Source organism: Polycladomyces zharkentensis, from assembly GCF_016938855.1.
Classification (GTDB): Bacteria; Bacillota; Bacilli; order Thermoactinomycetales; family JIR-001; genus Polycladomyces; species Polycladomyces zharkentensis.
In genome coordinates this window covers 1-22322 of the sequence record NZ_JAFHAP010000002.1, presented here as the reverse complement: position 1 = coordinate 22322, position 22322 = coordinate 1, and the positions used below count along the sequence as shown (strand labels likewise).

General features: G+C 51.1%; 22 protein-coding genes. 13 read left to right on the top strand and 9 right to left on the bottom strand.

The annotated features are described in order from the left end of the window. Positions 1–13: 13 nt before the first annotated feature. Positions 14–190 (top strand): hypothetical protein, encoded by a 177-nt coding sequence (locus JQC72_RS01020; protein WP_205492268.1) that lies wholly within the window; start codon positions 14–16, stop codon positions 188–190. Positions 191–216: 26 nt separating this feature from the next. Here JQC72_RS01020 and JQC72_RS01015 read toward each other — a convergent pair whose 3' ends face one another. From JQC72_RS01015 to JQC72_RS01000, 4 genes are all read right to left on the bottom strand, one after another. Then, the gene (locus JQC72_RS01015) at positions 217–360 is read right to left on the bottom strand and encodes a hypothetical protein (protein ID WP_205492267.1); all 144 of its coding nucleotides are present in this window, start codon (positions 358–360) and stop codon (positions 217–219) included. Positions 361–422: 62 nt separating this feature from the next. Next, a complete protein-coding gene (locus tag JQC72_RS01010) occupies positions 423–1802 on the bottom strand; it encodes a vWA domain-containing protein (protein ID WP_302104404.1) in 1380 nt (459 codons plus the stop codon). Positions 1803–1988: 186 nt separating this feature from the next. Beyond that, positions 1989–3344, bottom strand: a complete 1356-nt coding sequence (locus tag JQC72_RS01005) for a VWA domain-containing protein (RefSeq protein ID WP_205492265.1) — start codon at positions 3342–3344, stop codon at positions 1989–1991. Positions 3345–3568: 224 nt separating this feature from the next. Then, complete coding sequence (locus JQC72_RS01000) at positions 3569–3802, bottom strand: hypothetical protein (protein ID WP_205492264.1); 234 nt, start codon at positions 3800–3802, stop codon at positions 3569–3571. A 333-nt stretch (positions 3803–4135) separates the two neighbouring features. Here JQC72_RS01000 and JQC72_RS00995 point away from each other — a divergent pair, with 333 nt between their 5' ends. The 8 genes from JQC72_RS00995 to kamE all read left to right on the top strand — a co-directional run bounded on the left by JQC72_RS00995 (position 4136) and on the right by kamE (position 14042). Then, the gene (locus JQC72_RS00995; RefSeq protein WP_205492263.1) at positions 4136–5545 is read left to right on the top strand and encodes a sigma-54 interaction domain-containing protein; all 1410 of its coding nucleotides are present in this window, start codon (positions 4136–4138) and stop codon (positions 5543–5545) included. 267 nt (positions 5546–5812) lie between these two features. Continuing rightward, complete coding sequence (locus tag JQC72_RS00990; RefSeq protein WP_205492262.1) at positions 5813–6007, top strand: hypothetical protein; 195 nt, start codon at positions 5813–5815, stop codon at positions 6005–6007. 511 nt (positions 6008–6518) lie between these two features. Further along, the gene (kdd, locus tag JQC72_RS00985) at positions 6519–7586 is read left to right on the top strand and encodes an L-erythro-3,5-diaminohexanoate dehydrogenase (protein WP_302104387.1); all 1068 of its coding nucleotides are present in this window, start codon (positions 6519–6521) and stop codon (positions 7584–7586) included. Positions 7587–7639: 53 nt separating this feature from the next. Beyond that, entirely contained in the window at positions 7640–8974 is a 1335-nt protein-coding gene (gene kamA / locus JQC72_RS00980; RefSeq protein WP_205492261.1) for a lysine 2,3-aminomutase, read from the top strand. Between the two features lie 5 nt (positions 8975–8979). Then, on the top strand, positions 8980–10017 hold the full coding sequence (gene kamB, locus JQC72_RS00975) for a lysine 5,6-aminomutase reactivase subunit KamB (RefSeq protein WP_205492260.1): 1038 nt from the start codon (positions 8980–8982) through the stop codon (positions 10015–10017). Between the two features lie 45 nt (positions 10018–10062). After that, entirely contained in the window at positions 10063–11679 is a 1617-nt protein-coding gene (kamC, locus tag JQC72_RS00970) for a lysine 5,6-aminomutase reactivase ATPase KamC (RefSeq protein WP_205492259.1), read from the top strand. Between the two features lie 22 nt (positions 11680–11701). After that, positions 11702–13330, top strand: a complete 1629-nt coding sequence (kamD, locus tag JQC72_RS00965; RefSeq protein ID WP_205492258.1) for a lysine 5,6-aminomutase subunit alpha — start codon at positions 11702–11704, stop codon at positions 13328–13330. After that, positions 13281–14042, top strand: coding sequence for a lysine 5,6-aminomutase subunit beta (gene kamE / locus JQC72_RS00960; protein WP_205492257.1), 762 nt, complete (start codon positions 13281–13283; stop codon positions 14040–14042). The genes kamD and kamE overlap by 50 nt, the downstream gene beginning before the upstream one ends. Before the next feature lie 697 nt (positions 14043–14739). Here kamE and JQC72_RS00955 read toward each other — a convergent pair. After that, positions 14740–15333: a TetR/AcrR family transcriptional regulator gene (locus JQC72_RS00955; protein WP_205492256.1), complete on the bottom strand. Its 594-nt coding sequence runs from the start codon at positions 15331–15333 to the stop codon at positions 14740–14742. Between the two features lie 110 nt (positions 15334–15443). Here JQC72_RS00955 and JQC72_RS00950 point away from each other — a divergent pair, with 110 nt between their 5' ends. Further along, positions 15444–15785, top strand: coding sequence for a hypothetical protein (locus JQC72_RS00950; RefSeq protein ID WP_205492255.1), 342 nt, complete (start codon positions 15444–15446; stop codon positions 15783–15785). Positions 15786–16373: 588 nt separating this feature from the next. Here JQC72_RS00950 and JQC72_RS16765 read toward each other — a convergent pair. Further along, positions 16374–16535, bottom strand: a complete 162-nt coding sequence (locus JQC72_RS16765; protein WP_419179825.1) for a zinc ribbon domain-containing protein — start codon at positions 16533–16535, stop codon at positions 16374–16376. A 335-nt stretch (positions 16536–16870) separates the two neighbouring features. On the opposite strand from JQC72_RS16765, the gene JQC72_RS00945 reads away from it, so the two are divergent. Next, positions 16871–17398 (top strand): AMP-binding protein, encoded by a 528-nt coding sequence (locus JQC72_RS00945; RefSeq protein ID WP_205492254.1) that lies wholly within the window; start codon positions 16871–16873, stop codon positions 17396–17398. A gap of 344 nt (positions 17399–17742) precedes the next feature. Here the strand turns inward: JQC72_RS00945 and JQC72_RS00940 are convergent, their stop codons facing one another. Both JQC72_RS00940 and rnpA read right to left on the bottom strand, forming a co-directional pair. Next, positions 17743–18528: an SMI1/KNR4 family protein gene (locus JQC72_RS00940; RefSeq protein ID WP_205492253.1), complete on the bottom strand. Its 786-nt coding sequence runs from the start codon at positions 18526–18528 to the stop codon at positions 17743–17745. Between the two features lie 66 nt (positions 18529–18594). After that, positions 18595–18864 (bottom strand): ribonuclease P protein component, encoded by a 270-nt coding sequence (gene rnpA / locus JQC72_RS00935; protein ID WP_205492252.1) that lies wholly within the window; start codon positions 18862–18864, stop codon positions 18595–18597. Between the two features lie 239 nt (positions 18865–19103). Here rnpA and JQC72_RS00930 point away from each other — a divergent pair, with 239 nt between their 5' ends. Together JQC72_RS00930 and JQC72_RS00925 are read left to right on the top strand one after the other, a co-directional pair. Beyond that, on the top strand, positions 19104–20159 hold the full coding sequence (locus JQC72_RS00930; protein ID WP_205492251.1) for a WD40/YVTN/BNR-like repeat-containing protein: 1056 nt from the start codon (positions 19104–19106) through the stop codon (positions 20157–20159). A gap of 525 nt (positions 20160–20684) precedes the next feature. Beyond that, positions 20685–21581 carry a manganese catalase family protein gene (locus JQC72_RS00925; RefSeq protein WP_205492369.1) on the top strand — a complete coding sequence of 299 codons (897 nt, stop codon included), beginning with the start codon at positions 20685–20687 and terminating at the stop codon, positions 21579–21581. A gap of 440 nt (positions 21582–22021) precedes the next feature. Here JQC72_RS00925 and JQC72_RS00920 read toward each other — a convergent pair. Further along, the coding region (locus JQC72_RS00920) for an oxidoreductase dimerization domain-containing protein (RefSeq protein WP_503629798.1) at positions 22022–22322 on the bottom strand (301 nt) is incomplete at its 5' end.

Here is a 22322-nt window from a genome sequence, read left to right as displayed (position 1 = left end):
GAGGTGATGAATGATGGCAAGAATCAAAGAAGGTCGTGCTGAATTACACACAACCGTTGATGCGAATTTATTGAAGCAGATCAAGCTACTGGCAGTAGAAAAAGATATGAAGTATGGGCACTTGATCGAAGAAGGAATGAAAATGGTACTTGAGAAATACGGAAAATTGTCGGACTTGCGAGAGGGCTGATGCCTTCCCGCGTCCGACGCTCGCTTTCATCCCAACCCTAAAGGGCTGGGTTTTCCCGCTCGCTCTTTATAATAGATGGAGAGAAGGGCGAGACCCAAGGTGATGACGACAATCATCACCTTTCTCTCACCCGATTGCCGACCAAACCAACTCCGTATTGCCGTATTCATCACATCTCCGCTCCCCTTTACGCGGTGACGAGTAACCGAAAGTTCAACTCATTGTAGTTTGCCTAGTTTTGATTCATTTTCTCTTCCACCTGCTGCCGCCCTCGTTTCGCTCTGTCCTCCATTCGTTTTTTGTAGGCTTCAATTTCATTAGACAGACGTATCTCTTCCTTTAAACGGTAATCATCCAGCTTCTGGTACCTATCCAAGATCAGATTTCCAACTTCAACATAGGTGTCTGAGTCGATAATCCCTTTTTGATACAGGTAAGACACGGCATCATTGAGATAGTCCCTTTCTTTGTTCTCGGTGTCCCAGAACAGCGAATGTTTAACATCTCCTGAAGGAATTCCGACGATACTTTCAGCCTCGTTGTGCTTGTCGATCCCGTTAAAGAGCATGTCCCATGACACCTTGCCTTCGTAGATTTCCCACTCCTGCCGGAGCTCCTCGTACCGCCGTTCCAGTTCCGCTTTCAGATCCTCCTTGGTACGGACGGTTCGGTAGGTTCCGCCACCTGCTTCCGCCACTTTTTGCAGGGCTTGCTGTCCCGCGTCATCCACGTCGAATCCGATGATGTTGACCACTGCTTGGATGTCGGATTGATACAACGACTGGGCGGCCTTCACCGGATCGCCGCCGCAGGTTTCCACGCCGTCGCTGACGACATAGACGATATTTTGCGTGTCTTTCCCCGCTTCTTTTTCCAGATCCCTTTGAGCGGCTTGGATCGAGGCGGCCAAAGGCGTCCATCCGCCCGGCTTGAAGCTGTCTAATGCTTGGTTGAATCTGCCTGCATCATATTCCGACAGCGGGTAGGCCAGTTCACTGCTCTTGCAGGAGAGAGCCTTGTCCTTCGGACTGTTGGTCCCCTTGTGCCCGTATACCCGAAGGGAGACCCGCGCCCCTTTCGGCAGGGAGGAGACGAAATCGCGAATGGCCTGTTTGGCCAGTTCCATCCGCTGTGCCCCGTCCGTCTTTTCCGCCATGCTTCCGCTGGAGTCCAGCAGGATTTCCACATTCAGGTTCTGCACCTTGACATCCTTGTTGATGTCCGAAGCGGGCATTTTGGCATCCGTGGGTACCGCCGGGTTGAACTCCTCCACCTTTTTCAGGATAGGCTTGTAATCCTCCGCCAGGTAATAGATCAAGCGGTTATATACCTCACGGGCGGAGAGACCCTTCGGAAACTTGTCCAGTTCCGCCTGTACCTTCGCCTTGTCGTATTTGTTGCCCGCGTATTTCCCCGGCCCCTCTCTCAGCATCCCCTCCACGGTTGTCGCTGCTTTAAAATCTTCCGGCCGGATGGGTTTCTTTTTCTCCATCGTGTTCTGAGTGTTGGCTTGATGTGAGTCTGTCTGACCGCTGACCGACGAACCGCATGCGGCGGTAAAGAGAGATAAGCAGCATACGATAAAGACCGAAAGTACTTTTCTTTTAACCATTTGTGACAACGAGACACTCCTTTCCATCGCGAAAATAAAAACTTTCTACTTATTTTCATTATAATTAAAAAGTATGTAGTTACAACAAGTTTTGGTTTCTGATGGGATTCTCGATATTGAAAAGGAGAACCAGGATATCTAACAATCGCCGATTACGTCGTAAAAAAACAGCCCATCAAGGGCTGTTCAGGGAGTTTTCGTTCCTTCATCCAGTTGCCGTGACACACGCTCATTAAACCGATCCCAATTGTGTTGTATATCCCACCAAACTTTTTGTTCCATTCGATCATTCCAATTCTTTAACAGCTCGTAACGATTATTAATCAACTGGCCGAGTTCACCGGAACAGCCCAAAATGTCATCCGGATGAATAACTTGACATGCATCAATCATCCTGTTGAATTCATTGGAAACTTTATTGAAAGTAGCCACCGAAGTATTCACTACTTCCGTTTGTTTCTTCATCGCAATTTCGGATGATTTATCGTAGTTCTTATTCGCCCAGAATAAATAGTCCAAAAGCCCAACCTTTTTCTCGTTTTCAAAATACGTATCGAAATCTTGCGCGGTTTTAACTGTCGCATATTTGCCGCTACCCGCTTCGGCTACCGCTTTCAATGCCCGTTGTCCTGCATCATCTACATCAAAACCGATAATGTTGACCACTGCCTGGATGTTGGATGCGTGTAATGCTTGAGCAGCGGCCACCGGATCTCCCCCACAAGTTTCCACACCGTCGCTTACTACATAGACGATGTTTTTCGCCCCTGTTTCACTTTGCAAATCTGTTTGTGCTTGTTGAATCGCTCGTGCCAACGGTGTCCATCCCATCGGTTTGACCGGAGTGATCGCTTGATTGAACGAGGCCGAATCATACGGTTGCAACGGATAGATGATATCACTGCTCTGGCATGAAACGGCTTTGTCAGCAGGTTTGTTGCTTCCTTTGTTGCCGTATACCCGAAGTGAGACATTCACTTCTTTGGGCAAAGAGGACAAAAACTTGTTGATCGCTTCTTTGGCCATCTCCATTTTGGTTTTGCCTTCAATTTTGGCGTTCATGCTACCGCTGGCATCTAGTAGAATCTCTACGTTGACTTTCTGCTTGTTAGCTTGGGATGATGATCCTGTTTCGGTTGAACCGCCTTTTGCATCTGGTGGAGCCGTCATTTGTCCGATAGAGGTATCAAAGTTCTCATAGTATCTTTTTGCGTCCGTGTAGTCTTCTGCCAAAAGCTCAACCATTTTATTGTACTGGACTCTTGCGGGAGCATTTTTCACCTTTAGCATTTCCTGTTCGACTTTCTTTTTGTCGTATTTGTTGCCTGCGTAGATCCCCGGCCCTTCTGCCAGCAATTTGTCAATGTTTTGTTGGGTGGGTTCAACTGCTTGAAATGGCCCCTTTTTGACCGGGTGTGAATTTTTTTGATGTGAGTTGTCTGTCTGACCGATGACCGACGAACCGCATGCGGTGGTAAAGAAAGATAAGTAGCATATGATAAAGACCGAAAGTACCCTTCTCTTCATATTTTTTGTAGTCAATAAAAACCCCCTTTTTATCGGGTGATTCGTCGATTTACCGGAAATAAGCATCTTTAGGAATATAATGCCTGACAATTTCTTTTGGCATCAAAAAGCCCATCATCCAAACGGATGAAACTTACCTTCCCGCTTCCGTCTGCTACAGCCGGAATGACACCGTCACCCCGATTTAAATACTGTGTAGCCCTAAAATATACCAACCATCCTGTTTCCGATCTCACCGATCAATCGAAAGGCGAAGTAATCACTCTCCAAATTCCTCTGAGGACCCAAGCAATTCCCTGGAAAATCCATTTGATCAACTTCAATAAGTTCAACCAGTCCTTGATCGCCTTGACAGCATCAAGAGGCATGAAGATAAAATCCAATATCCTTTCCCATAATGGCTCTTTTTCTTCTTCCTCTTCTTTTTTCTTTTTATGCTGCGTATCTTGTTGATCCGAAACGGTTGGTGACACCGGCCTTCACCCTCCTTTTTCGTGGGGAAATAGGTATTTTCAGTATACTTCAATCCATGCCGTTTCAACAAGGTTTAATCGGTTTCTTATAGATTTTCAAAAAGGGATGCCGGGGTATTGGTGTGGTCATGGGAGACATCACAAAAAATCAAACATCACGCATGTAGCAACATATGGAGCAAAATTTTTGGATGGATGAGAATACTGGACTTGTCTTCCCCTCAATCAAGAAAACCAGATGAAAAAGGTACACTGGACGACAATTTTTCGGCAGTTTAAAATGAAAATGACGAATTTTCGGCATATTCACCTGTTTGGAAGGCGGTGTTGAACATGGCGCATGGGGCGATGTCGGAAAAAATGATGCATGAGGTGTTGCGCTGTATTGACGAAGGGATTCATGTGGTGGGACTGGACGGGATCACGCTGTATTACAACCCCGTGGCCGCCCGGTTGGACGGAATGGATGTGGAGGAAGTGATCGGGATGCACGTATTGGATGCATTCCCTTCGTTGACGCGAAAAACGAGTACCCTTTTGAAAGTGATCGATACCGGCGAACCGATCTACAACCAGCAGCAAACCTACCACAACCGCTACGGGAAGCGGATCGTGACGATCAACACGACATTGCCGTTGCGCGTCAACGGGCACTTGGTCGGCGCAGTCGAGGTGTCGAAAGACATCACGCGCATCAAGGAACTGTCCGAAACCGTCATCGAACTGCAAACGCAAATCCGCGAACCGGGCCGGCGTCGGGTGTCAAAAATACGTCAGCGGTACCGGTTTGAGCAGATTTTGACGCAAAACGAGCGAATGATGCGGGAAATCGCACGGGCGAAAAAAGCGGCGGCGACGGATTCTCCCGTTTTGGTCGTGGGTGAGACCGGTACCGGAAAAGAGCTGATGGTCCAGTCCATCCATCACGCGTCCCCAAGGGGAAAACAGTCCCTGATCGCACAAAACTGTGCGGCAATTCCATCCGCTTTGTTGGAAGGGATTTTGTTCGGTACGGTGAAGGGAGCGTTTACGGGCGCGGAGGATCGTCCGGGATTGTTTGAGCTGGCCGACGGCGGCACGATGTTTTTGGATGAGATTCAGGCGATGCCGTTGGATTTGCAGGCCAAGTTGCTGCGGGTGCTGGAAGAAGGCGTCGTGCGGCGAGTGGGAGATACCCGCGTACGTCCGGTGGATGTGCGGATATTGGCGGCCACCAATGAAGACCCGTTGGAAAGTGTCAAAGAAGGGCGTTTGCGCAAGGATCTGTATTATCGGCTTCACGTGGTGCGCATCACCCTGCCGCCACTGCGCGAACGGCGGGAGGACCTCCCGTTGTTGACCGCCCATTTCATTCGCAAGTACAACGATCGCTTGGGTACCGATGTGATCAGAGTCGCACCGGAGGTGGAACGGCTCTTTGCCCGATATGATTGGCCGGGAAACGTACGGGAGTTGGAGCACACGATCGAAGGCGCGATCAACATGGTGGAGGGAAAGGTGATCGGCTTGGAGCACCTTCCGCCATACATGCTGGAGGGGGCGGATGACGGCCCGTTCGTTGACGATGTGCAGTGGGAGTCGGGGCAGTCTTTGCGCGATGTGCTGAACCAGGTGGAAGAACGGTTGATTCGCCGGGCGATGGCGGATTGTCGGGGGAATATGGTGCAAGCGGCCAAAAGGCTGGGGATTCCGCGACAGACGTTGCAGTACAGGATAAAAAAACTGGGAATTGAACGGCCATAGCAAAGAAAGGTCATATTCAATGCGCTTACCATGATCCGCGCCCTGCGCCATGGACGATCCGGACGTGCTTCGGCGAAAATCGTTCCGAATCCGAACCTTCGAAAAACATACGGTGAACGATTTAATAAACACCTAAACCACAATGCAATCCCTTATATATCGTACTCTGGTAAATATCCCGGACAGATGAAAAATGTGGTAGAATCAAAGAGTACGCGGAGGCCAGGGGCGGGGCCGTTGTCACTTCCGGCGAAAGGAGGTGACAGCGTGTCCGCACTGGGGACTATCGCACAAGTGGTAGTGATCGTGGGAGCGATTCTGGGGGCGGTGAAAACCTCCCTGGAAATCTACGATAGACTGGCCAGCAGAAAACGCCGTAAGAAACGTCGAAAACCCCACGCCCCTAGCAAGTGGATTCGGAGGTCCCGCCAGGCGGCATTGGGGTTTTCCCTTCCCGCTTAGGACGGCGGCCCCGTCCCGTCGATGAAGTGTACGCACAATGGCTCCGGGTGTCCCCTCACCTGGAGCCATTTGTAGTTTATGCTTTCCTCACCGTCATCATAACATACCCAGAGAAAGGAAACAACCAGACGATCCTCCTGCTGTTGAATAGGAACCAATATACACCCTCACAGCCTATCGTGGTCTTTAAAAAAGAAAACCCTCTCTCGAGGGCCATTGAAATCTGAGTCTGCTGATAAAGTGGCCTGTGATGTGTTTGGTCATATTATCATGGGTTACGGTTTCCATGGCGACAGACCTAATCCTCACAGTGCGGAGACGGAAAGTGCAGGAGGAAGATCACCCGGAGAACGGGAATTTGGAGCCGGAGCCCGCGAACTTTGCGCCAACCTGAGATGCCAAAAAATCGGCATCTCTTTTTTTCTGTTGCCCGAAAATAAAGGGTCACTCGTATTGGAACAAATATTGCAACTATTCAGGGTGAGGGATCGGCAAGGAAGGAGGAACCCATTTGACGCACGCATCTGTTCCGAAAGGACACCCTCTGGGATTGCACCGGGTGCTGGAGCCTTCGGGCGTGTTGCCCCAGCCGGCATGGCGGTTGGATGCCCGTCCGGTATGTTGTGACAATGAGCTGTTGATCGACGTACTCCGGTTGAATATCGATTCCGCTTCTTTTTCTCAGTTGAAGGAGGAGGCGGGCGGTGATCCGAAAGCGGTGAAGCGTCGCATTGCGGAGATTGTCCGGGAGCGGGGCAAGATGCACAACCCGGTTACCGGTTCCGGAGGGATGCTGATCGGACGTGTAGCTGAAGTCGGACCCCGTTTTCCCGATCCACATTTGCAGGTGGGAGACAAAATCGCAACACTGGTGTCGTTGACGCTGACGCCTTTGTATTTGGAATCGATTGAAAACGTGGACATGAAAACAGGGCAGGTGGAGGTGAAGGGGAAAGCCGTCCTGTTTGCCAGCGGGCCGTTTGCCCGTCTGCCGGAAGACCTCCCGGAACGGGTGGCGCTGGCTGCGCTGGATGTTTGCGGAGCGCCGGCGCAAACCGTACGTCTCGTGAAACCGGGGCAAACCGTGGTCGTGATGGGGGCAGGAGGGAAATCCGGGATATTGTGTCTGTATCAGGCGAAAAAGCGAGCAGGCCCCAAGGGAAGGGTGATCGCGCTGGAGAATGGCCAACAGGCTTGCGCTGACATCGCCGCGTTGGGATTGACCGATGACCTGATTCGAGTGGACGCCACCGATCCTGTCGCTGTTCTGACGGAAGTGGAACGGGTGACGGATGGGGATCTGGCCGATGTCACCATCAACTGCGTCAATGTACCCGGTACCGAGCTGTCCGCCATTCTGGCGACGAAGGATGGGGGGACGGTTTGCTTTTTCAGCATGGCCGTGCGGTTTACCGCAGCAGCGTTGGGGGCTGAAGGGGTCGGCAAGGATGTACAAATGATGATCGGTAACGGATACGTTCGGGGACATGCGGCACTGACTCTGGACATCTTGCGGGAATGTGAGGGGTTGCGGAAGTTGTTCGTTTCCCGTTATGCGGGTTCGGCACAACGGGTGTGATTCGCACTGTCGACTGACGTCAGATTTTCATATCAAGAAAGGGGTCATCCGACATGCGCGACTGGCGTGAAGTGGAATTGTGGAAAGACGTGACGGAAGAGCAGTGGAACGACTGGTTGTGGCAATTGACCCACACGATCCGCACATTGGAGGATTTGCAAAAGGTGGTCAATCTGACTGAGGAAGAGATCGAAGGGGTGAAGATTTCCAATCAGACGATCCCGCTCAACATCACTCCCTATTATGCCTTGTTAATGGACCCCGATGATCCGAAAGACCCGATCCGTCTGCAGTCGGTACCAGTGTCCAGTGAACTGATGCGAACGCCGTACGACATGGAGGACCCGCTTCTGGAGGATACGGATTCTCCCGTTCCGGGTCTGACACACCGGTATCCGGACCGTGTCCTGTTTCTGATCACCAACCAATGCTCGATGTACTGCCGGTATTGTACACGCCGGCGTTTCTCGGGACAGATTGGCATGGGTGTGCCGAAGAAGCAGATGGACGCCTGCCTCGATTATATCCGCAATACGCCGACGGTGCGGGATGTGTTGCTGTCCGGCGGGGACGGCCTTTTGGTCAACGACCGCATATTGGAATATCTGCTCTCCAACCTGCGTGAAATCCCGCATGTGGAAATCATCCGGATCGGTACGCGGGCGCCGGTCGTGTTTCCCCAACGGATTACGGAAAATTTGTGCAAGATCCTGAAAAAGTATCATCCCGTCTGGCTCAACACGCATTTCAACCACCCGAAGGAAATCACGCCGGAAGCCAAACGGGCCTGTGAAATGCTGGCCGATGCAGGTGTGCCGCTCGGCAACCAGTCGGTCATCTTGGCCGGAATCAACGACTGTCCGCATGTGATGAAAAAACTGATGCATGAGCTGGTCAAGATCCGCGTACGACCGTACTATCTCTACCAATGCGATCTTTCCGAAGGGATCGGCCATTTCCGGGCGCCCGTTTCCAAGGGATTGGAGATCATCGAGTTTCTCCGTGGCCATACATCGGGGTACGCCGTGCCGACGTTTGTGGTGGATGCACCGGGCGGAGGCGGAAAAATTCCGCTCAGCCCCAACTACATCATTTCGCAAAGCCCGACCAAAACCGTGTTGCGCAACTTTGAGGGGGTGATCACGTCCTATCCGGAACCGGCCCACTACAAACCGCACAACCCGGAAGAGTGCCCGGAGTGTCAAGCCGCCAAAGGGGAAAATGTCGGCGTGGCCGCATTGATGAGCGACGAACGCATCAACCTCGAGCCAAAACAATTGCCGCGTGAAGAACGCCGTGTCGGGGAAGTCAATCCGGGTGAGGCACGCAAACCTGAGCGGAAGAAAACCGCAGACACCGTCAAGGATAAGGAGTTGACCCAAACGTAACGATCATGCTGTTGAATCGTTTGCAGAGAGAGGGAATCACTTCCCTGGCCATTGTCGGGTTGGCAAAAAACGTCGGCAAGACCACGGTGTTGAACGCACTGATCGCCGAATCCCGGTCATGCGGTGTGCCCGTCGGTCTCCTCAGCATCGGGGTGGACGGAGAAGAGCGGGACGCTTGGAGCGGCAGACCCAAGCCGCCCATCCGCGTTCCCGGTGGTACATGGGTGGCGACGGCGGGCGCCTGTTTGGACCTGCGCGGCGGCGATTGGGAGGTGATTGCATCCACTCCCATCCATTCCCTGCTCGGTGACATTTATCTTGCTCGATCCACACGTTCGACACATGTCAAACTGGCCGGGATACCGTCGGCGGAAGAAGTGCGGACCATTTTGCGCCGTTTTCAGCATCACGGGGTGCCGCTCACGTTGGTGGACGGTGCCTATGACCGCAAGGCGTCCGCCAGTCCGCTCCTCACGCAAGGGGCCGTGTTGGTGGTCGGAGCCAGCATGGGGCGTACCTTGCAAGATGTGGTGAAAAAGGCGGAGGAAACCGTCAGGATCTTCACGCTCCCCGTGGCGGAAAACGGTCTGGAGCGAAATGCGGTCGAGACGGCTCTGCGGGAAAGGTTCCTGGTGGGGGTGAGCGGTGGAGAGTTGCGTTCGCTTCCTGTTTCCAGTTTGTTGGTGGACCGACGGGTGTGGCAGGCGCATTTGACAAGGGAGGAATGGACGGCCCTGGCACTGCCCGGCGCCCTGACTGATCGTTTGTTATGGCAGATGATGGAGACCGGACGGCCGTTCACGTTGTTGCTGTCCGATCCGACCCGTTGTTTTGCCACATTGCCGACGGTCAGACGATGGTATCGGATGGGCGGGGAGATCCGGTATCTGCATGCGGTCCGATTGGCGGCCGTCGCGGTGAATCCCGTTTCGCCGGAGGGGTTTTCGTTTGATCCCGTCGAGATGAAACAACGGGTGCAGGAAGTGGTCAGAGGGATTCCCGTGATGGATGTGGTGCGGGATGCGATATCGACCGAAGCGTGAGGGCGTACCCCGAATTCATTGCCGGGAAAGAAGGGAGGTGCGGTCATGTGGATGGATGAGACCACCGGGCAGGCACTGTCGTGGCCGGAAATCTGGACCCGGTTTCAACCGATTACGCCGTTCGGTCAGCGGGCCAAGCGATCGTTGGCACCGTTTGTTCCCGGACAGGAAGCGGCATGGCAGGAGTCCCTAGAGGAACTGGAGCGTTTGATGAATACGGCTCGCCAGCCCGACTGGCGGGAATCGGTGGAAGCGTGTTTGCGGCATATGCCCGATGTGGAACCGATCCTCCATCGGTTGGAATGTGGGGAGGTGCCGGGTCTCTCCGAATGGTTTCACCTCAAGCAATGGTTGTGGTATATGCATCGGTGGGCGCAATGCTTGACCCGACAGGCATTGCATGAGTGGATTTCGTCCGATGCCGTTTGCCGGATCGAAACGTGTTTGCACAAACTCAATCCGCGTCCAAAACTGGAACCCACCTTTTGGTTGGATGACGCGTTTGATCCGGAGTTGGCCGATTTGCGCCGTCGCCGGGAGGCATGTGAGCGGAACATTCGCGACAACCGGGAGGCATTGGCCAGGGAGATCGAACGGTTGACAAGCGTTCGCCGTAATCGTGAGGGTGAGTGGGTGGTGGATCGTCGTTCTCCCGAAGCGGCCAAGTTGGAGGCGATGGATGCATTGACCCGCGTGCGGGAAACGCCGTTTGATGTCGTATACCGAGCCAAGCCCACACTTCAAGAACAGGAATGGATGGCGGAGCGGGAGCGGATCGGGGAGCGGATCAGAGAAGTGGAGTCGGCAGTTCTGGCGCGGTTGGCTGCTTCGTTTCGTCCGGACGTGCCTGTCATGCTGGAGTGGCTGGCATCCGTCACACGGTTTGACCTGCAGTGGGCCAGGATGTGGCTGTCCGAGCGGTGGAACGGTTGCAGGCCACGTTTATCGGATGGTCCCATCCGGTTAAAAGGGGCGGTTCACCCTGTTGTGGCGGAGCGTCTGGCCGAACAAGGACACACATTTACTCCGGTGGATCTGGAGGTGGAGCGTGGGGTCACCGTCATTATCGGACCCAACATGGGTGGGAAAACAGTGGCGATGAAAACACTGGGTGTCGCCGTGGCTCTGGCCCATTACGGTTTCTTCGTCCCGGCCCAAAACTGCGAGCTTCCGCTCGTTCCTTTCCTCGCCGGCATCATCGGTGATACTCAGGATGCGGAAGGCGGATTGAGCACCTTCGGCGGGGAGATGGCGCGTTTGGGGAAACTGCTGCAACGATGCCCCGGAGGGTTGCTCCTTTTGGACGAAGTGGGCAGGGGCACCAATCCCCCGGAAGGAGCAGCATTGTCTGCGGCGGTAACCGCTCATTTGTCCCGCGGGGAGCACTGGGCGGTCCATGTGACGCATCACCACGAGGTGTTGGAAGTGGCGGGCATCCGCGGATATCGGACGGCGGGGTGGAAACGGCCGCCTGACGCATCCGCGTTCCATCGGCCGGAAAATTGGCGGGACTGGATTGACTACCGATTGATACCGCTCAAGCCGGGTGATGAGATCCCGAGACAGGCGACGTCGGTGGCACGGTTGATGGGGCTGCCGGAACTTGTTGTGCGGGACGCGGAACGGAGATTGGCTGCTCAAAGAAACAATCGACACGGGTGAAGGGCAAATGAGGAGGGGGATCATGGAGGCCAAATTGCGACTGGACCCCGATCAGATCAATCGTGCACGGCAGGCGGCGGCGGACATTGCGGCAAAAGTGGACCGTTTTGTGGCATCGCGTACGACGGTGGCGGTAGAGCGGACAGTGTTGCGGTTGATGGGCATCGACGGCGTGGATGCTGAGGGGGTTCCTTTGCCCAATGTGGTGGTGGACCATCTGAAGGATCGGGGGCAGTTGAAACGGGGGGCGGCCATGTGGGTGATCAACGCCATGCTCGCGCTCGGCCTGAACCCGCAGGAGATCGCCGAACAAGTAGCGGCCGGTACGCTGGACCTCACCCGGATTCCCCTGCGGGACCGGACGGAAATCCGGCGGAAAGGGACGGAGTTGGCTCGCGTCGGCTTGGACAAAATTGAAGCCAACCGGAAACAGCGCGATGAACTGATCGCCCGTTTGGGGGAGGGACCGAGGCCGTACCTGTATCTGATCGTCGCCACGGGTGATATCTACGAGGATGTGGTACAGGGCAAGGCGGCGGCACGTCAGGGAGCGGACATCATCGCCGTGATTCGCAGTACCGGCCAAAGCCTGATCGACTATGTTCCTTACGGTGCGACCCGTGAGGGTTACGGCGGTACCTACGCCACGCAGGAAAACTTCCGTATCATGCGGTGGGCGCTGGATGAGGTCGGAGAGGAAGTGGGCCGCTACATCCGCCTGTGCAACTACTGCTCCGGATTGTGCATGCCGGAGATCGCCGCGATGGGGGCGCTGGAGCGGCTGGACGTCATGTTGAACGATGCCTTGTACGGGATTCTCTTCCGCGATATCAACATGCAGCGCACCCTGATCGACCAGTCTTTCTCCCGGATGATCAACGCCTACGCCGGTATCATGATCAATACCGGGGAGGACAACTATCTGACCACGGCGGACGCGGTGGAAGCCGCTCACACTGTGTTGGCTTCCCAGTTTATCAACGAACAACTGGCGCTTCTCTCCGGTCTTCGGCCGCAGCAAATGGGATTGGGGCACGCCTTTGAGATAAACCCCGACATCGAAGACGGACTCTTGATGGAGATCGCCCAGGCCCAGATGGCCCGGCAGATATTCCCCGATGCCCCGCTCAAATACATGCCGCCGACCAAACACATGACCGGCAACATTTTCAAAGGCCACATCCAAGATGCCATGTTCAACCTGGTCAGCATCTTGACGGGACAGGGCGTGCAACTTTTGGGCATGATGACGGAAGCGATGCATACGCCGCATATTCACGACCGCAAACTGGCGATCGAAAACGCCCAATACATTTTCAACAACGCGCGGCATCTGGGAGAGGAAATCCTGTTCCGACCGGGTGGGCGGATTGAGCGGCGCGCACAGGAGGTCTTGGGCAAAGCAGTCGCCATGCTGGAGGAAGTACGCCGGATCGGGCTGTTTACCGCCATTGAACGCGGGATGTTCGCCGATGTGAGACGACCGCTCCATGGCGGACGGGGACTGTCCGGTGTGTTGGAAAAGGGAGAGGACTACTTCAATCCGTTTGAAACTGAACTCAGACAGCGACTGGGTCTTCCGAACAGGGGAGGAGAGAGCGATGGCGATCGACTTCACGAGGGTGAAGCCCTACGGGGACACGCTGAATGACGGGGTCGTCCAACTCAGTTTTTCCCTTCCCGTTCCCTACGGGGATGAGGCGCGCGAGGCGGCCCGACAACTGGTGGTCAAGATGGGGATGGAGGAACCGCAAGTCTATCACATGGCCGATCTCGGTGAGGGATACACCTTTTTCATCGTCTACGGCAAATGTATACACTCCGTTGATTACCAAAACATCCGGGTTCCCAAGGTGGAGTCCGGGAAGATGGACTTCTACGAGATCAACCGCTTCATCCGGGAGCGCATCGGGCGAAAAGTAGTGGTGATCGGTGCCTGTACCGGCACGGACGCCCACACGGTTGGCATCGACGCCATCATGAATATGAAGGGCTACAATGGGGAGTATGGTTTGGAGCGCTATCCCGAAATCGACGCGTATAACCTGGGTTCCCAGGTGCCCAACGAGGAGATGGTGGCCAAAGCGATCGAGCTGAACGCTGATGCGCTGCTCGTTTCCCAGGTGGTGACGCAAAAAGGAGTCCACATCACCAACTTGACCGAATTGGTGGAACTGGTGGAGGCAGAAGGGTTGCGCGACCGGTTGATCCTCATCTGCGGCGGGCCGCGCATCCATCATGAGTTGGCACTCGAATTGGGTTACGACGCAGGATTCGGGCCGGGTACGCTCGCTCCTGATGTGGCGTCGTTCATCGTGCATGAGATCGTCCGCCGGGAGGAAAGAAAGAAGGCGGGACATTGACCGGATACCAGGACGGGAAAGACGAGCTGAATTTTGTCCTCTTTTCATCCGATTTCATCGCGAATTCGATATCATACTGGTCTCTGACAGTGAGGGACCAGTTTCATTTCTGTATAAAGCAAGAAAACGACTGCTCAATGCTTGGAGGGAAACTGCTGACAGCGGTTGAATCAGACGCGAGTCCGCTTGGAAGGCGAACGCGACTCAATCCCTAATTGGTCGAAGAAAAGGAAGAGCATCCCGGATTTCCGTTCGAGACCTTCGACGGAGAGGAGAAATTCTTGCAGCTGATCTCCGTTCTGTCAGTAGACTATCTTTGAATTCATCCTCGAAAACAGGAGAAACGTTCCGACTGACGAAAGCAGTCATGAAGTTAAAAGATCTACGATTGAAAAAGGCGCCGGAAACCGGCACCTTTAAGTAGGAGTCATAACGGGTTTTAAGAAATAAGGCGATACACTCCATACACAGCGAACCCCAAGATGAGCAGCCCAACCGGAGCAAATCTCCACAATTGCGTGATCGTCATCTGGGTGGCGAAGTTCTGTTCACTTAAAGCCCGGTTGTCTATGTGCACAAACAAGGACTATAACCGAGCTACCCAGTCATAGTCCTTGTTGAATATGACGGCCAAGTCCCTCGGGAGCCGATCCCGGTTTGGAACGGCTCTACGAGCCAAGAGCAGATTTCTACGCCGTTATTTTGGAGATTGAATTTGTAACAGCTCATTAAATACGCTTATTATCTCACTAATATCAATCCGATCATCAATGTAATGCTGCATGTTATAACCATTAAATAAAGCCATTGCTGCAGTCGCTAACGTTCTTGCATCAAGTGGACTACCAATTAACCCTTCTTTTTTCACTAACTCAAAGTACTGGGTAAGATCGTTTCGCCATTCTTCCATCTGTTTACTTAACTCTTGTTGCACTTGGGGTAAGTAATGACAAGTCATGGCAGAATGCAATAGTACGGCAGAAAAACCTTGAGAATGCGTTTTATGTATCATATCAGCGGAGAATTTAATGAAATCATCAATAAGGCTTCGATCTTTTCTGTCCAAGATGCTTTTTAGATCCTCAAAGTAAAAGTTAATTCCGTCCTGAAGGATCTTCATCAAGAAGTCTTCCTTTGTAGAGAAATGAGCGTAGAAAGCTCCTTTAGACAATTCTGCTTTTTTTACAATCTGATCAATACTTGTGTTGCTATATCCATATTGGGCGAAGAGAGCAATTCCTGAATCCATTAGCTTTTTAACAGTGCGCTCAGACATTTCGTTTTTTTTCATTGATGATAAATCCCTCCCACTACACAATAAACTAGTTGATTTAACACAAAGAATAATATAATATATAAATACCGACTAGTCGGACTTTTAAAGTGAATAGGAGTGAAAAAATGAAATCTTTTTTTCCCTTATTGCTTGTTTTCTTATTTATTGTAGGATGTACTGGTTCTAACGATTTGGTAGGTAAATGGGTTTTTCAGAAATCAACCGATGAATATGCTAAATGTGTAGACTCATTAGAGGTGCTTGACGATTCAACGATGTTATTTCAGCGAAATGGTAAAACTTATAATGCAGAATATCGAATTTTGGATGATAACAGATTTTTCTGGAAGACAAACTTTGAGGATCAAGGCACACTTTCCTATGAGATAGATGGGGATACATTAATTATGCAAGAGTTCTCTGAAGAACCTGAAACAGGAGTAAAATGTTATTATCAACAACAATAACAATAGGTGAAGGTGTCGAAATAATTCTAAAATGCACAACGAGATAAACAGCATACACTAACGCTAAGCCAAAGCACAACTGGGTTTTGGGAACACACGGGCATGTTGATGAGCACGGATTACTGTACGGTCCACTCGATTTCACCGATCGCATCAGATTTCGTTTGTACACGTCCAGCAATCGTTCTTAAGTACCATCACGCCAGCTTCCACAGGATTCTGTCTTCACTAACCACATAGATAGAACACAAACACCCTGAAAAAACAAAAAATCCTCCTTTTTGTTGCGTTTCTACTCACAACTGCTTTCAAAAAGGAAGTCTATCATATGAACTGGTCGTCGATCCCAACGCTTTAAACCGCACTGGAGATCGACAGAAGCCAATGTGGTCAGTCCATGCGGGTTTCGGGCAAGGAGTTTCCTGCCTGCCGTAGCAGCCATACCTTATCGAGTGGTTTCTCCGATGAGAACCCGTTTCGACTTTCAGACGCTGAATCGCCCCTGTTTATGTTCCGATTATTATTTTAATCAAGTTGATTCTTCTTTGCCAATGGTTTGTTTGATGATCTGATCAATATACTTCGTGGCTAAGTTCCGAGCCGCATTGCAGTCCGCCAGGGTTTCATATCCGCAAACCCTACAACAAAATTCAGATGGCTCGGCCGATTTTCGTTTGAGATATGACCACCACAATCAGAGCATCGTTGGTTGGTGTACTTTGGTTTGACTTTAACGACCTGGATGGCCAACCTCGTTTACTGAAGCGAGAATCCCACGTCGACCAAAGGGAGAACCTCTGGTGCTTCAGTCGTTGGGGCAAGTCACACTAAGAAAAACCCTTTACTTACTTTCGGGAAGGGCGGTCTCAAGAGTCTGAATGCCATTAAACCGGGGTAAACCCCGGCTTTTTTTTTTACAGATCGAAACGGGCCGACCATTCTTTTACGCTTACCCGGTCAAGGGGATAATAAAAAATTTCAAATCACAAGCCAAACAGTTTACAATCAGGTATCAGGTATCAATATACTATCATATAATCGAAAGTTGAAAATGTTCTGATTATAAATGAGGAGGTTAGGTTCCTATGTCTGTAAGCGTCATTGGAGAGCTGCTTCCCCATCGGGCGCGGTTGTCACCGGATGTGGAAGCGGTGGTGTCGCCGACAAAACGGATGACGTACCGGGAATACAATGGGATCGTGAACAAGTTGGCCCATTACCTGCTCCAATTGCAAGTGCAAAAAGGGGATCGGGTTGCACTTATTTGCAAAAACAGTCATTATTTTCCGATTATCTATATGGCTGCGGCGAAAATCGGCGCCGTAACGGTACCGATCAACTGGCGGCTCAAAACGGATGGCATTCGTTACATATTGGAAGACTGCACCCCCAAAGTTCTGTTTTACGACGGAGAATTTGATCAGGTTGCGCCTTTGTTGGGAACGCTTCCTTTCCTTCAGCAGGAAATTCGCATGGATATAGAAGAAGACGATTCCTTTTTGGAGGAGTTGGTGAAAGGATATCCCGATGAAGAGCCGCAGGTGGATGTGATCGGGGAAGATCCCGCCGTGATCATCTATACCTCCGCCCGAAAAACAGCATGGGGAAAGTGATGAAGTACGTGCTTCGTCAACATGCCAACCAACAACAGCAGGCACATTGAGAAGGCCCCCATATGGGGGCCGGTAAACGATGAGAAAAAGGGGTATCCCCGGCTTGGAAAATGAAGTGTTGGAACACTGGCGGGCGCATGAATCCGCGGTATTTAACCTTGCATCTCAAACGTGGCTCCAAGTATACAAATTGCTCATTTTCGGTGATTTTGATAAGTTTCGCTACTTCATAAAGCGCCTTTCGCTTCGCCGGACCTACGCCAAACGCCAAGCTTGGTCCATTTCGCTTCGGCAGAAGGCATTACCCAAGAATCCACGGCTTTAGCCGTGTGGAGTGTCAATTTCTAAGTATCCCATATTACAAAAGGCTTGACCATTGTCATCCATTCATTTTTCGACTCCTCATTTTCTGCGGCAATAAAAATTTGGCAGGTCTCTTCAAAAAGAAAGAGACGGCAATCCTTATACCTGAATCGGTATCGATGAACGGTGGAAGCGAGACGGGTGGTTGGTTTCTCTACACACCGGTTTCGTAATAAGCGAAGAAACGCTTGTTCAGACTCGTAGCGTCCAGTTTGAAAAGAGGGACTATCCATGATTGACAGATCCCATGCGCAGGCCAAGATAAAGTCACTTAGCTTGTCGCACGCAAGGATTTGTGCTTCATCAAAAAGTGATTCGACGATCACGGGTGGATCTTCCGCTCCATTTAACAATATCCACCATGACCAACATCCCTGGCATTCAATAAAAAAGTAGATTCCTTCACTGGCTTGCATGTTTGAGGGAATATTCAGGAATCTCAATCCCAATTCATGTTCCCAATATTCCCGCGTTTCCAGTTCTAAACGTTGAAGAGGAACCAATTTGTCCGCGTTTCGACTTCCAAACCATTCTTCAACTCCCTCTACTGCGTAAAGCTCCCTTAAAGACGGAGGAAATCTTCTGTTCATCTCTCTTTCTTTTTCCGCGATTAATTTTAAACGTTCAAGTGAGTATACAGGTTGGATTCCCATCAGATTGAATGCCTCAGTATGAAACAATGGCTGTTTCATTTCTCCCCCTTGATTTTCAGACTCCGGTTTAACAATCTCTCCAACCACCTGGCCAACAGCTTGGGTCAGGAACAACTTGGGTCATCTATTTATTAGGTGAATGGCGCCGAATTTGAGCTTCGCTGCCTTTACTCCATCTAATCATATATTATGAAAAACTGTCCAGGTAACAAGAGGATTTTTATCATGCCGGAAGTGATATCGCCACAGAAGATGTTGCAAATGAAAAAGAATGTATTTGCGCGTCACCGCGTTTCCCACCTTGCGACTGACCGACACACCCACGCGCACCGGTTCGTCGTTGCCGCGGTCGTATACATACAGGACAAACTGTCGGTTGGCCACCGACATTCCCGCGCGAAACACGCGCCGGAAATCATTTCGCCGTTTCAAGCGGTATCGTTTCTGCAACGTAAGGTTGACTGTTCACCAAGACCGTCGTGAAAGGTGTCTTTTGTGTCGCTTGCGCCATCCATATCAACCCAAAGTCAGAGTGAATATGGCCTGAAAAAGTGACGCAAAAGCCTTACGTGGTACGGTAGTCACCCCATTGTGAAAATGTAAGTAATCTTTGCACAAAAAAAGGAGAATTCATTTGATTGGTCAAAGGGTAAAAATCAGTATACCATTGCGCTTAGTGGAGGGATACCATGAGAAGATTATTTCTGTGTATGGAACGGGAACTTGTTATATGGGATGGTAAAAAGGTACAATACCATTTTCAAGGAATGCAGCCAACTTCTATCGCTTCAGATCCGTTTCATCCTGGTCGCTTATATTGCGGAACGTTTGGACGCGGGTTATGGTTAAGTGATGATGATGGTGATTCATGGAGACCGACAGGGGATATAGGGAATTATTTCGAGCCATTTAGAGGGGAAGGCATTCATCATGCTGCCATAACAGCGGTGGCGGTAAGTCCAACGCAAAAAAGCGGTGACTATGGTGTTGTCTACGCAGGAACCGAACCCAGCGCCTTGTTTTATTCAACCGATGGGGGAAAAACATGGAATGAATACAAGGAGATTCGTTTGTTGCCGTCCACGCCGACTTGGGCGTTTCCACCCCGTCCGCATACGAGTCACATTCGCTGGATTACACCGGATCCCAACCAAAAAAATCGCATGTTTGTATCGATTGAAGCAGGAGCGGTCATTCGTACACTCGATAACGGAGAAACGTGGGAAGACAAGAAATTTGGCGGTCCTTTAGATGCCCATACCTTGCTCATGCACCCCCGTGCAGCTGACCGTTTGTATGCCGCATGCGGGGATGGGGTTCGTACACCCGGCCGCGGATATATGGAGAGCAGGGACGGCGGAAACACATGGACGGCTGCAGGAGAGGGGCTGGAGCATCATTATTTATATGGAATGGCGGTTGATGCCCGAGATCCTGATGTGGTTCTCGTTTCAGCTTCTCCTGGACCATTTGAAGCTCATCACAGTCATCGTCCCATCTCGTACATTTACCGCAAAGAAGGGGATTCTCCCTGGGAGAGAGTTTCCGACGGATTGCCTCCGGCAGAGGGAACCATCATTTCGATGTTGGATGCAACCCAACAGGAGCCACATGAATTTTACGCACTGAATAATAAGGGGGTTTATCGGTCGGTCGATCGGGGGAAGACTTGGAGCCGAGTGGAGATTCCTTGGAAAGAAGAGTACTTGAGGCAACATCCGCATGCGATTTTGGTATTGGAGTAGATCAAACAGGGAGAGGGAACAGATCCTTCTCCTTTTTTTGATTTCGATCGTTTACGCAACTCCCCTTGCCGGATCGTTCAAATGAACCATGACTTTCTTTTCTCTCATTCCTCTCCAATCTTTCAGGTCCTGAAATTGTCGAGGTCTTTGAAAGGTGAAAGGTAGTAATAGACGGAGAAAATGTAAGAATAGTAGATTATTCCCGGTGCTTCCCCTGTATTGTTTCTTCTTTCAACAGTTTTTTGCCTTATACGAATTTTGATTATATTTCAAATACAGAAATAAAATAAAACTAGAATTCCGTCTACTTCTAAGAGAGGATATGTTTTCTACCACATCACTCGTCATTCTTTATTTGCATGCAGCAGATCATTGGGGTTTTGCCGCAAACTCCTGTTTATCTCTTGAAGACTGTTAACCCTCACAGTGTCATCTCAAATCTGATACTTTGGCATGACCGTATCTTCCCTGTCATCATTAGTGGATCCAAAATCCTTACTTTCCATGATGTCAGGAGGGATGTCTATGTTTAAACGCATTAACAAGCTGCAGATTGAGTTGCCCGTTCCGGACCATCCTGATCCGAACGCTGCCGCAGCAGTGCAGGAATTGTTAGGGGGACGGTTCGGAGAAATGTCCACGCTGAATAACTACTTGTTTCAATCCTTCAACTTCAGGCAAAAGAAAAAGTTAAAACCTTTTTATGATTTGATTGCAAGTATTACGGCGGAGGAAGTCGGCCATGTGGAGCTGGTTTCCAATACGATCAACCTGTTGCTGACCGGGTCCACTGTCCCTGGTGATCCGGATAGTACGCCCCTGCGTAACGCAGTTGATAAACGTAACACTTATCACTTTATTGCCAATGCCCAAACGGCACTTCCAGGGGATTCGATGGGAAAGGCTTGGAGTGGAGATTATGTATTCAACAGCGGCAACCTCCTGCTGGATTTGCTGCACAATTTCTTTCTTGAGTGTGGTGCTCGTACACACAAAATGCGAGTATATGAGATGACGGACCATCCGGTGGTGCGAGAGATGATCGGTTATCTGCTTGTTCGGGGAGGCGTGCATATTACCGCTTATGCCAAAGCCATTGACATTGTCACTGGCGTGGATGTAACCAAGATGCTGCCTATCCCCAATTTGGATAACCGGAAGTTTGAAACGGCACGAAAGTTTGAAGAACAAGGGGTCCATCTTCGTTTATATACCTTCAGTGATCAGGATTACAAAGATATTGCGATGATCTGGAAGGGCAAACACCCCCTCGATGGAAAACCATTGGAAGTGATTGAAGGTACACCGGAAGGGGGACCGATTCCTGATCTGGAAGAAGTACCCGAAGAATTTGCTCCCGGTATTTCCAAAGAAGACTTTATGGAAATCGCCAAACGGTTACAGCAATCGGCCGGCTTGTGACATGGATGCTTGTACCTGTGCTTCCCCACTGATGATGAGTGGGGCTTTTTTTTGTAACATTGTGCATCAAGATTACTTTTTCAGCTGGGGATTATTGTACGGATACGAAGATCGGTGAGGACAAAGAATGATTTCAGCTGGGCCGGAGATCAGGTGCAGGGTGAAGTCAAGAGGAGCCAAACGGCAATTGGGCGCCGTTGTGCCATTCTTCACATCCCCATTCCAATACTCCGGATACTTGGCATCATGGCCCATCACGTCGGTCTCCGTTCGAACGCACTTCGATTTGAATTGAGACTTCCATTCACCCCTCTTTGCGATAGCCGTTTTTTTGACTCCTGCGTTGAATGAAAAAAACCCGGACACCGGTTGATCGCCGCTGGCAGTCTCCCGGTGTCCGGGACGTTGAAACGCGACCATTTCCGTTTGAATGCCGAACGTCACTTGTTGACCATGTGAATCGCGTGACCCAACACGCCCTCCGCCGCTTCCATGAGCGCTTCGGGCAGGGTCGGGTGGGCATGGATGGTCAGGCTGAGATTCTCCGCACTGGCTCCCATCTCGATGGCCAGCACCGCTTCGGCAATCAGGCTGGATGCTTCCGGACCCACAATCTGCACACCCAGGAGCTGTTTGGACTCCTTGTCGGCAATGACCTGGATGAATCCAGCCTGATTGCCGAAGCGGTGCTGGCCATCGAGATGGGAGCCAGTGCGGAGAATCTCAGCCTGACCATCCATG

Excerpts from the sequence above, each read along its gene's own strand:
- JQC72_RS01020 (WP_205492268.1), top strand. The coding sequence starts at position 14 with ATGGCAAGAATCAAAGAAGGTCGTGCTGAATTACACACAACCGTTGAT.
- JQC72_RS01015 (WP_205492267.1), bottom strand. The coding sequence starts at position 360 with ATGAATACGGCAATACGGAGTTGGTTTGGTCGGCAATCGGGTGAGAGA.
- JQC72_RS01010 (WP_302104404.1), bottom strand. The coding sequence starts at position 1,802 with ATGGTTAAAAGAAAAGTACTTTCGGTCTTTATCGTATGCTGCTTATCT.
- JQC72_RS00995 (WP_205492263.1), top strand. The coding sequence starts at position 4,136 with ATGGCGCATGGGGCGATGTCGGAAAAAATGATGCATGAGGTGTTGCGC.
- kamA (WP_205492261.1), top strand. The coding sequence starts at position 7,640 with ATGCGCGACTGGCGTGAAGTGGAATTGTGGAAAGACGTGACGGAAGAG.
- kamB (WP_205492260.1), top strand. The coding sequence starts at position 8,980 with ATGCTGTTGAATCGTTTGCAGAGAGAGGGAATCACTTCCCTGGCCATT.
- kamC (WP_205492259.1), top strand. The coding sequence starts at position 10,063 with ATGTGGATGGATGAGACCACCGGGCAGGCACTGTCGTGGCCGGAAATC.
- kamD (WP_205492258.1), top strand. The coding sequence starts at position 11,702 with ATGGAGGCCAAATTGCGACTGGACCCCGATCAGATCAATCGTGCACGG.
- kamE (WP_205492257.1), top strand. The coding sequence starts at position 13,281 with ATGGCGATCGACTTCACGAGGGTGAAGCCCTACGGGGACACGCTGAAT.
- JQC72_RS00955 (WP_205492256.1), bottom strand. The coding sequence starts at position 15,333 with ATGAAAAAAAACGAAATGTCTGAGCGCACTGTTAAAAAGCTAATGGAT.
- JQC72_RS00950 (WP_205492255.1), top strand. The coding sequence starts at position 15,444 with ATGAAATCTTTTTTTCCCTTATTGCTTGTTTTCTTATTTATTGTAGGA.
- JQC72_RS00945 (WP_205492254.1), top strand. The coding sequence starts at position 16,871 with ATGTCTGTAAGCGTCATTGGAGAGCTGCTTCCCCATCGGGCGCGGTTG.
- JQC72_RS00930 (WP_205492251.1), top strand. The coding sequence starts at position 19,104 with ATGAGAAGATTATTTCTGTGTATGGAACGGGAACTTGTTATATGGGAT.
- JQC72_RS00925 (WP_205492369.1), top strand. The coding sequence starts at position 20,685 with ATGTTTAAACGCATTAACAAGCTGCAGATTGAGTTGCCCGTTCCGGAC.